Origin of the sequence: Pseudomonas sp. NPDC088885 (genome assembly GCF_044750025.1) — a bacterium.
Lineage (GTDB): Bacteria > Pseudomonadota > Gammaproteobacteria > Pseudomonadales > Pseudomonadaceae > Aquipseudomonas > Aquipseudomonas rustica.
This window is the reverse complement of record NZ_JBIVJB010000006.1, coordinates 7,570-17,745: the sequence shown is the minus strand read 5'-3', so window position 1 is coordinate 17,745 and position 10,176 is coordinate 7,570. Positions and strand designations below refer to the sequence as shown.

At 59.0% G+C, this 10,176-nt stretch carries 8 protein-coding genes and 1 pseudogene; 3 read left to right on the top strand and 6 right to left on the bottom strand.

The features are described from left to right. From ACIP1X_RS05955 to pcaR, 3 genes are all read right to left on the bottom strand, one after another. A partial coding sequence (locus ACIP1X_RS05955; RefSeq protein ID WP_400750272.1) for a CoA transferase subunit A occupies window positions 1–823 on the bottom strand: 823 nt, incomplete at its 3' end. A 275-nt stretch (window positions 824–1,098) separates the two neighbouring features. Next, on the bottom strand, window positions 1,099–2,445 hold the full coding sequence (locus ACIP1X_RS05950; RefSeq protein WP_053117860.1) for an MFS transporter: 1,347 nt from the start codon (window positions 2,443–2,445) through the stop codon (window positions 1,099–1,101). Window positions 2,446–2,738: 293 nt separating this feature from the next. Further along, window positions 2,739–3,581, bottom strand: coding sequence for a pca regulon transcriptional regulator PcaR (gene pcaR, locus ACIP1X_RS05945; RefSeq protein ID WP_007917109.1), 843 nt, complete (start codon window positions 3,579–3,581; stop codon window positions 2,739–2,741). 646 nt (window positions 3,582–4,227) lie between these two features. Between pcaR and ACIP1X_RS05940 the strand changes: the two genes are divergently transcribed. Beyond that, window positions 4,228–4,428 (top strand): hypothetical protein, encoded by a 201-nt coding sequence (locus ACIP1X_RS05940; protein WP_053117858.1) that lies wholly within the window; start codon window positions 4,228–4,230, stop codon window positions 4,426–4,428. A gap of 373 nt (window positions 4,429–4,801) precedes the next feature. After that, window positions 4,802–6,277, top strand: a complete 1,476-nt coding sequence (locus ACIP1X_RS05935; protein ID WP_053117856.1) for an inorganic phosphate transporter — start codon at window positions 4,802–4,804, stop codon at window positions 6,275–6,277. A 995-nt stretch (window positions 6,278–7,272) separates the two neighbouring features. On the opposite strand, the gene ccoM is transcribed toward ACIP1X_RS05935, so the two are convergent. The 3 genes from ccoM to ACIP1X_RS05920 form a co-directional block, all read right to left on the bottom strand. Then, complete coding sequence (ccoM, locus tag ACIP1X_RS05930) at window positions 7,273–7,386, bottom strand: cytochrome c oxidase subunit CcoM (RefSeq protein ID WP_041070550.1); 114 nt, start codon at window positions 7,384–7,386, stop codon at window positions 7,273–7,275. 145 nt (window positions 7,387–7,531) lie between these two features. Then, the gene (locus tag ACIP1X_RS05925) at window positions 7,532–7,693 is read right to left on the bottom strand and encodes a hypothetical protein (protein ID WP_172680076.1); all 162 of its coding nucleotides are present in this window, start codon (window positions 7,691–7,693) and stop codon (window positions 7,532–7,534) included. Between the two features lie 135 nt (window positions 7,694–7,828). Continuing rightward, window positions 7,829–8,170, bottom strand: coding sequence for a hypothetical protein (locus ACIP1X_RS05920; RefSeq protein ID WP_053117854.1), 342 nt, complete (start codon window positions 8,168–8,170; stop codon window positions 7,829–7,831). 253 nt (window positions 8,171–8,423) lie between these two features. Here ACIP1X_RS05920 and rapA point away from each other — a divergent pair. Then, a pseudogene (gene rapA / locus ACIP1X_RS05915) lies at window positions 8,424–10,176 on the top strand (RNA polymerase-associated protein RapA); the annotation flags it as partial.

The following is a 10,176-nucleotide window of genomic DNA, read 5'->3' as shown; positions in this document are numbered from 1 at the left end:
GGAACTCGCTGAAGTCAGCGCAGCCATGGATGTATTCGTTGATCCACGCGGTAAACGTCTCACGGTCGCGGGCGATCGGATCCCACGCCTGATAGAAACGATTGTCGCGCTCGTTGTAACCGTGGGCGTAGGACGGATGTGCGCCGCCGGGTACATGGCAGACTGCGCTCAAGGCCCAGGTCGGCAACACGCAGGAGTTCATTGGCGCGTTGAGGTTGTCGACGATTTCTTCGACGGTAACGATGCAGCGCTTGGCGGCCAGTGCAGCTTCTTTCTGCACGCCGAGAATGCCCCACAGCAGCACGTTGCCTTGGCGGTCGGCTTTCTGTGCGTGGATCACGGTCACGTCCGGGCGCACCGACGGTACGGCCGCCAACACTTCACCGGTGAACGGGCAAGTCACGGTTTTGATCAGTGGATTGACCTTCGGCAGGTCGGAACCGGCGTAGGCGCGCAGTACCGCGAACGGTAGGCCGGAAGCGCCGGCGACGTAGGCATTCGCCAGGTCGGCGTGGCTGTGCTCTTCGATCTCCAGCGGCTGCGGCCATTGCTTCTCGACCGCATCGCGCAGACGGTGCAGCGAACCCACGCCAGGGTTGCCGCCCCAGGAGAAAATCAGTTTGCGTGCGCAACCGGCGCCGATCAGTTGGTCGTAAATCAGGTCAGGCGTCATCCGCACCAGCGTCAGATCTTTCTTGCCCTGACGAATGATTTCATGACCTGCGGCCGTAGGGATCAAGTGAGTGAAGCCTTCGAGTGCGACGGTGTCGCCGTCGTTGACGAATTGCTTCACCGCGTCGTGCAGCGAAAGGATCTCAGCCATGGAGCGGGCTCCTGTTTTTGTAATGAATCGCCAGTGATAAAAAGGCGCGAGGTTCAGCGCCGGAGTCACTGCAGATTAAGCCTGGGAAATGTGCCAAACAATCCGATAATCGACTGAGTGTTCGTTTATCGAACAGATTGTTGTTTGCCTAACAATGATCGTTCCCACGCTCCGCGTGGGAATGCAGTCCGGGACGCTCCGCGTCCCAAAAGCGGACGCAGAGCGTCCAATGAGGCGTTCCCACGCGGAGCGTGGGAACGATCAGGCGCTGAAACTCAAGTCGCATCCGCATGACTCACCATGCCCTTGATCACCACCGCAGCCGTCGCCACCGCCGCCGGAATCACCAACGCCGTCAACACCTGCTCAAAATTCCAGCCCAAGCCCAACAACGTCGCGCCCATCCACGCCCCGAGAATCGCGCCAAAGCGGCCAATCCCCAGCATCCACGACACGCCGGTCGCCCGCCCCTGCGTCGGATAAAACCGCGCCGCCAGCGACGGCATTGCCGATTGCGCGCCGTTCACGCACATCCCCGCCACTAAAACCAAAGTCGCCAACAACGTAATGTTGCCCAGGCTCTGCCCCACCGCGTAGGCAAACACCCCGGCCAGCAGGTAGAAAATGCCGATAACCTTGTGCGGATTGAAGCGATCCATCGCCCATCCCACAGCGACCGCACTCAATACCCCGCCGAACTGGAACAACGCACCGATGAACGCGGCCTGCTCCATGCTCGCGCCACTGTCACGCATCAGCGTCGGCAGCCAACTGGTCAGCAGATAAACGATCACAAGGCCCATGAAGTAGGTCAGCCACAGCAGTAAGGTGCCGGTGCTGTAGGTGCCCGAGAAAATCACCGCGAACACGTTGCGTGCCTTCACGGTTTTTTGTTCCGGCACGCTGAAGCTTGAGGCTTGGGCGACGGTAACCGGATCGATCGGCGCCAGGGTTTTGCGCACTTTGTCGGTGCCACGGTTACGGACGACAAGGTAGCGCGCCGATTCCGGCAGCCAGAACAGCAGCACCACCGCGAGGATCAGCGGCAAAATCCCGCCGATCAGCAGCAGACTGTGCCAGCCGAACGCCGGAATCAGCTTGGCGGAAATAAACCCGCCACCGGCCATGCCGAGGTTGAAACCGCAAAACATGCTGGTCACCAGCAGCGATTTCTTGCGCTCCGGGGTGTATTCCGAGAGCAGCGTGGTGGCATTGGGCATCCCCGCGCCCAGACCGAGACCGGTCAGGAAGCGCAGCACCAGCAGTTGTTCCACGTTAGTGCTGTAAGCCGACGCCAGGCTGAAGGCACCGAACAGAATCACGGCGCCGACGAGTACGACTTTTCGCCCAAAGCGGTCAGCCAAAGGGCCGGAACCGAGTGCGCCGAAGACCATGCCGATCAACGCGGCGCTCATCACCGGGCCGAGGCTGGCGCGGTCGATGCCCCAGTCCTGCGACAACGCCGGGGCAATGAAGCCCATCGCGGCGGTGTCGAGGCCATCGAGAAAGACAATCAGGAAACACAGGATCACCACCCGCCATTGATAGCGCGAGATCGGTTGGGCGTTGATGAAGGTCTGCACGTCGAGGCACTGACCCACAGCGGACTGAGGCTGGTTCATTATTTTTATCCACGCAAAAAACGCAGTCGAACGGCGGCCGGCCAGAGAGCGGCACAGCTACAAGAATAGAAGGTTGCAATCAGGCGTTGCGGTGAACCCGGCAACAGCGGTTGGAGCGGAGACAGTCGGGGAGCGTGCGCATGGTGAGTTGCCTCTTGTCATTATTATGGGAGTCGACAGTCCGGCGGGCTCATTCACAACAGCGCCGGATGACGCTGCCGCGACATTAATGATCCGGGGGTTTTAGCGTCAATTCGATAAACGCAACACTGTGCGTTTATCGAACAGCTTCATCAGGCAAACAACTGCGCGCTGAGGTCGCGGCTGGCGCTGAGCAGGCCCGGCAGAAAGCGCTGCTCAAGCTCGGTGCGACTGACGCGACCGGCGTGGGTGCTGACGTTGAGCGCCGCCACCACTTGGCCCGAAGCGTCGTAGACCGGTACGGCAATCGAGCGCAGGCCTTGTTCCAATTCCTGATCGACGATGCACCAACCTTGCTGCCGCACTTCCTGCAAACATTCGAGCAACGCGTCGGGGGTGTGGATCGTGCGGCTGGTTTTAGCCACCAGTTCAGCGTGGTCGAGGTATTCGCGCAAGGACGTGTCGTCCAGCGCTGCCAGCAGGATTCGGCCCATCGATGTGCAATACGCCGGCAGACGCCCGCCCACCGACAGGTCGACCGAGATCAGCCGCTGCGTGGTCGCCGACCGCGCGATGTAAAGAATGTCGTCGCCCTCAAGCGTGGCCATGTTGCAGGCTTCGTGCAGTTGCTCGCTCATGCGGTCGAGGTACGGCTGCGCGGACACGGCCAGCGGCGTCGATGATAGATAAGCGTGGCCGAGGGTCAGCACTTTCGGCAGCAGAGAATAGGTGCGTCCGTCGGTGGTGGCGTAGCCGAGTTTAATCAACGTATGTAGGCAACGGCGCACCGCGGCGCGGGGAATTTCCGTGCGGTGGCTGATCTGCGCGATGGTCAGATGACGTTTGCGCTCCTGAAACGCCTGCACCACCGCCAGGCCACGGGCCAGCGACGTCATGAAATCCGGATCACCGGTCAGCGCCTGAATCCGCTTGGCCGGCGAGGCGACGATCGGCGGCGCCACGGAAGTGAAGGAGTTGCGCATTTGATCGTTCATTTATTGTCCTTTTTACCCGACACGGATCAATGGCTATACAAACGGCTCGCGGGCAGATGCACAAGCGGCGGGCCATCAACATTGGGCGATTATCGAACCGTCGACCGATAATCGCAATCGCCCTCCTCTGCTGTGGCTTGCTATTTGAGACGCTTGTGCAACTTTGCCGGGGAACTCAATCAAGATTTAGTTGATCGACTAAATGGCGCCAAAAACAGATCGCGGCGAAGTAAACGTTTGCTTGCACTTCAACTACCCGAGAAAGTTGCGATTAACAAAACAATCACACATCCCGAACCGTTTTTAACTTGGCAACGATAGTCAATCCTGAATCGACCGCTATAATGCACCTCAGTGGCTCCCACTATTTCATCGAGGTGGCCACCGCTGAGGCGATGCCAATCGCCGCCAGCCCCGGCAAGCGCCTGACGCTCATGATTGATGTAACGCCAGCGCTCGCTGAAACAGGAACTGATGCTGCGTCCGTTTTAATCTGGTGTCGTAGCCGCCTGTAACATGGAAGTCTTGATCGCCCTGCCGATGACATCAATGCCTGTTCTGGCGTTGAGTTTTCGACGGGCCCGCTCAATCGACTCGTTGCAGTGCGATTCACCAGACACTTATCTCAACTCATACAGGTAGCACTGTGACGAAAGACGAACTGCGCGCGGAACTTGAGCGCCAGGAACAACGTTACAAGGATGTTTACGGCGGGGAAGTCACCACCTACGCCGCTCAACCAGAACCGGAACGCAAGGCATGGCGCAAACGCCCTACCGTTCAGGATCAGGTCTTCAAGCAAGAAATCGAAAAGATCGAAAAGGAACTCAAAGCCGAAGAGCCATGAGCCACGGTTTTTGAAGGCCTTGAGCATCCGTGTACGCACCGGTTACCCACGCGGTGCCGAGACGATGCCTTGCGCGCCCGCTACCCGCGGGCAGCGGCTGATTCTGCGTAGAGCCGGCTAAAGGACAGCTTCGGAAAGTTTCACAGATATTTCAGACAAGCGTTTGAGCCCTCCAAACGCGGGTAAAACGCTTGTTCCAAAAAGCCTTTTTATAGACAAATCAAAGGCTTGAAAAACCCTGCGCGCCGCTTGGTTTTCATGTGCTGCAACAAATTAAATCGAAGAAGTGCGTTACCGATGAGCACTGAGGGCATCGATTTCCAGTCTTTTCTGGCATAATCGCGCCCCCTTACGACCGGGTCAGAAAACCTTCATGATCGATTTATTCAGCGGACTGGATGCTTGGGTGCTTGTGAGCCTCTTGCTCGCCCTGACGTTTGTCCTCGCCTTCGAGTTCATCAATGGATTTCATGACACCGCTAACGCGGTAGCCACTGTTATCTACACCAAAGCCATGCCGCCGCACCTGGCGGTGTTCTTTTCCGGTGTGTTCAATTTCCTCGGCGTGCTGCTGGGTGGCGTTGGCGTGGCGTATGCCATTGTCCACCTGCTGCCGGTTGAACTGCTGATCAATGTGAACACCGGCCATGGCCTTGCGATGGTTTTCTCGTTGCTCGCAGCGGCAATCGCCTGGAACCTCGGCACCTGGTACTTCGGTATCCCGGCGTCCAGTTCCCACACCCTGATCGGCTCGATCCTCGGTGTCGGCCTGGCCAACGCGTTGATCAACGACATTCCGTTGGCCGACGGTGTTAACTGGCAGAAAGCGATCGACATCGGCGCTTCGCTGGTGTTCTCGCCGATGGCTGGCTTCCTGATTGCAGCGCTGATCCTGATCGGCCTGAAATGGTGGCGCCCGCTGTCGAAGATGCACAAGACGCCTGAACAGCGCCGCAAACTCGACGACAAAAAGCATCCGCCGTTCTGGAACCGTCTGGTTTTGGTGATCTCGGCCATGGCCGTGAGTTTCGTGCACGGTTCCAACGATGGCCAGAAAGGCATCGGCCTGATCATGCTGGTGTTGATCGGTATCGTGCCTGCGCAGTTCGTTCTCGACCTGAACAGCACCACTTACCAGATCGAACGCACCCGCGACGCTACTCTGCACCTGAGCCAGTTCTACCAGCGCAACGCCGATTCGCTGGGTGAATTCCTAGCACTGGGCAAGAGCGTAGACGGCGACCTGCCGGAGAAATTCCGCTGCAACCCGCAGCAGACCGAACCGACCATCAGCGCCCTGTTGCACACGCTTAAAGGTGTAGCGGACTACCATTCGTTGTCGTCGGATAGCCGCATCGAAGTGCGTCGCTACTTGCTGTGCCTGGACGATACCGCGAAGAAAGTCAGCAAGTTGCCGGTTCTGGATGCCCGTGAAAAGGCTGACCTCGACAAGTTGCGCAAAGACCTGACCACGACCACTGAATACGCGCCGTTCTGGGTGATTCTGGCGGTTGCACTGGCGCTGGGTCTGGGCACCATGGTTGGCTGGAAACGTGTGGTTCTGACCATTGGCGAGAAGATCGGCAAGCAGGGCATGACCTATTCGCAGGGCATGTCGGCGCAGATCACTACGGCGAGTTTGATTGGTTTGGCCAACATCTTCAGTTTGCCGGTGTCGACGACTCATGTGTTGTCTTCGGGTGTGGCGGGGACCATGGTCGCGAATAAGAGCGGCCTGCAAGGTGGGACTGTTCGCACTATTCTGTTGGCTTGGGTGTTGACCTTGCCGGCTACCGTGGCGTTGTCGGCTGGGTTGTTCTGGTTGGCTTCGAAGGCTTTGGGTAGTTGATAGATAGCTGAAACGAGAGAGGCGCGATTCGAGAGGATCGCGCCTTTTTTGTTTTTGGATTGGGGACATATCCGTTTTTTTTGGCGTTGCGGCTGGCGGTTTCGCTCTTACAGCGAGTCACCTTTTCCAAACGCCGAAAAGGTAACCGAAAAGGCTTGGCCCCGGCGTACGGCACTTCGCTGAGGCTCAGTGTTCCCTCGCTACGGTGTCCATCCGGGGACATCGCCTACGGTTTGCTTCGCTGCACCTCCTCTCGATGTGTGCGGCTACGCCGCACGGCGCTACGCGCCTGATCCCCGGATGGACACCTACGCTCGGCCTGCCGAAGGGGCTTGAGATCAAAAGCCACGTCAAAAGCCAGATCAAGATCAAGAGCCCCTCACCCTAGCCCTCTCCCGGAGGGAGAGGGGACTGATCGGGGTGTTTGGGAGAGGTACGCCGGCTTGGGATGCCGAGTCGAACACACATTCTGAAAAGCCCACCATCGGCTCCCTCTCCCTCGGGAGAGGGCTGGGGTGAGGGGCGAATTCAACGCAAATCAAAAAGCCGTGCGCCCCCCGCTCTTCACCACTCAATAGGCCGAGTGTCAGCTCGCCTGCTTTTGATCTTAGAGCCCGTCGGCAGGCTGAGTGGAGGGATTGATCCGGGGGTGGGAGCGCAGCGACCGTTTGGCGCAGCCAAACACAGCGAGAGGAGGTGCAGCGAAGCAAACCGTAGGCGCTGCCCCCCGGATCAATCCCGGAGCGAAGGAACCCCGAGCCCCAGCGAGCGGGCCGAACGTCAGGGCAAAGCCTTTTCGGTTACCTTTTCGGCGTCTGGAAAAGGTGACTCGCCGTAAGGGCGAAACCCTAAGCAGCCGTTACCGCAGCAACGGATATTCACAAAACACACCCACAGCCTGGTCGGCCCAAAGGCCGCCAAGGCCTCCAAGGCAAAAAAAAAGGGGCAACCGAAGTCGCCCCAAAATGCCTTGCGTGCCCATCAATCCAGAAGAATCACTTCTTACGCTTATGCGCATCCTTCCAGATAAAAAATCCAAACCCTGCAAAAAACAGAACCATCAGCCCTACAGTCAGAACCCCGGCAAACACCACGTTATCGAAAAACATGACTGGCCTCCTGGCCCCTGCTTTGCTGCGATGGGACTAAATTACCAAACACACAGGCGCACAAATTGACCGGGATCAATAACCACAACGAAGGAAGAGAAAGGAGGGGAAATAACTGACCTGCATCAACAGATGCAGGGGGAGATCAACGCTTTTTCGGCTTGTTCTTCGACTTTTTCTTCGGCTTGCCCAACGGCATCGCCTGCTCAAACGCCTGACGCACTTCGTTCAGCCGCTTCTCTTTAATGTCATGCACCCGCTTGGCGCGTTCAGTGCTGAGGTCGATCAGTTTGTCGTCTTGGCTCATGGCGTTCAGAACATCGCTTCAAAGAATCACAACTGCCACATCACCGGCAGGACTGCGTCAATAATGCCGCCTGCCGCCAGCGCTGACCAGCCACCCAGCCAAACACGATCAAACCAATCATCTAGCCAGAGCCGCTCAAATCTCGATATCGACCCACAAGCCCTGACGCGGCTGATCTTCAATCAGCGGCACCACCGGCACGGTATTGTCGGCGTTGAGCACCGTACCCGGCACGGCCAGATGCTCTTCCGGGTCTTCGTCGGCCTCGCGCCGGCGACGATCACGCTCCTGCTGACGGCGCTGTTCTTCGCGCGCCAGCAGTCGATCCTCTTCCGGATCACGTTTCTGCAGATCGATCGTACTTTCGTTGGAGCTTTCCTGCACCGGCACCACCGGCGGAATATCCGGCCGCTGGCGGATCGGATCCTGCTGCGAAGTGATCGGCACAGCGCTCAGGGGGAGCATCGGTGGCAACATATGGGGGTTCTCCTGTCAGCAGGCTATCGGCTAAGACAAACACGCCTTGAGCCACCCGTCGCAATTCTGTGACGCACTTGGCACCTGTAGGAGCTGCCGCAGGCTGCGATCTTTCATGGGACAGCGCAGAACTCAAGTGTTTCCAAAGATCAAAAGATCGCAGCCTTCGACAGCTCCTACGCCAGTAATCTTTGGCCCTGAAGCCCTCATTCCGTTAAGATAGCCCGCTTTTTCAAGGTGGGAGTCAGGCAGCATGGCGCAGCAGTATCAACCGGGGCAACGCTGGATCAGTGACAGCGAAGCCGAGCTGGGTTTAGGCACCGTTCTGGCACAGGACGGCCGCTTGTTGACCGTGCTCTACCCGGCCACTGGCGAAACCCGCCAGTACGCGCTACGGAATGCGCCCCTCACCCGCGTGCGATTCTCGCCGGGTGACACCATTACCCACTTCGAAGGCTGGAAGATGACCGTGCAGCAAGTCGACGATGTCGACGGCCTGATGGTTTATCACGGTCTCAACGGGCAGAACGAAGCCGTTACCCTGCCGGAAACCCAGCTGTCGAACTTCATTCAGTTCCGTCTGGCCAGCGACCGTCTGTTCGCCGGGCAGATCGACCCGCTGCCGTGGTTCTCGCTGCGTTACAACACCCTCGAACACACTAGCCGCCAGCTGCAATCTTCGCTCTGGGGCCTGGGTGGCGTGCGTGCGCAACCGATCGCGCACCAATTGCACATCGCCCGTGAAGTCGCCGACCGCATTGCGCCGCGCGTATTGCTGGCGGACGAAGTAGGTCTGGGTAAAACCATCGAAGCCGGTCTGGTGATCCATCGCCAACTGCTCTCGGGTCGCGCCAACCGCGTGCTGATCCTCGTCCCGGAAAACCTTCAGCACCAGTGGCTGGTGGAGATGCGTCGTCGTTTCAATCTGCAGGTCGCGCTGTTCGACGAAGAACGCTTTATCGAAAGCGATGCCACCAACCCGTTCGAAGACACCCAACTGGCGCTGGTCGCGCTGGAATGGCTGGTCGACGACGAGAAGGCGCAGGACGCTCTGTTCGCCGCCGGTTGGGATTTGCTGGTGGTCGACGAAGCGCACCACTTGGTCTGGCACGAAGAAAAGGCCAGCGCCGAATATTCGCTGGTCGAGCAACTCGCCGAAGTCATTCCGGGCGTGTTGCTGCTCACCGCGACCCCGGAACAACTCGGTCAGGACAGCCACTTCGCCCGTCTGCGCCTGCTCGATCCAAACCGTTTCCACGACCTGGCCGCGTTCCGTGCCGAGAGCGACAACTATCGCCCGGTGGCTGAAGCCGTTCAGGAACTGCTCGACAAGGGCCGTCTCTCGGCCAAAGCGCACAAAACCATTCAGGGTTTCCTCGGCAACGAAGGCGAAGCGCTGCTGACCGCGGTCAACGACGGCGACACCGAAGCCAGCGCCCGCCTCGTGCGCGAACTGCTTGATCGCCACGGCACTGGCCGCGTGCTGTTCCGTAACACCCGTGCCGCCGTGCAGGGTTTCCCGGAGCGCAAGCTCCACCCGTACCCGCTGCCGTACCCGGACGAATACCTCGAACTGCCGCTGGGCGAACATGCCGAGCTGTACCCGGAAGTCAGCTTCCAGGCGCAACCGGACGCCAGCGAAGAAGAGCGCTGGTGGAAATTCGACCCGCGCGTCGAATGGCTGATCGATCAGCTGAAAATGCTCAAGCGGACCAAAGTGCTGGTGATCTGCGCCCACGCCGAAACTGCGATGGACCTGGAAGACGCCCTGCGCGTGCGGTCCGGCATACCGGCCACGGTGTTCCACGAAGGCATGAACATCCTTGAGCGTGACCGCGCCGCCGCTTACTTCGCCGATGAAGAGTTCGGCGCGCAAGTGCTGATCTGCTCGGAAATCGGCAGTGAAGGTCGCAACTTCCAGTTCGCTCACCACTTGGTGCTGTTCGATCTGCCGTCGCACCCGGACCTGCTCGAGCAACGTATCGGTCGTCTCGACCGGATCGGCC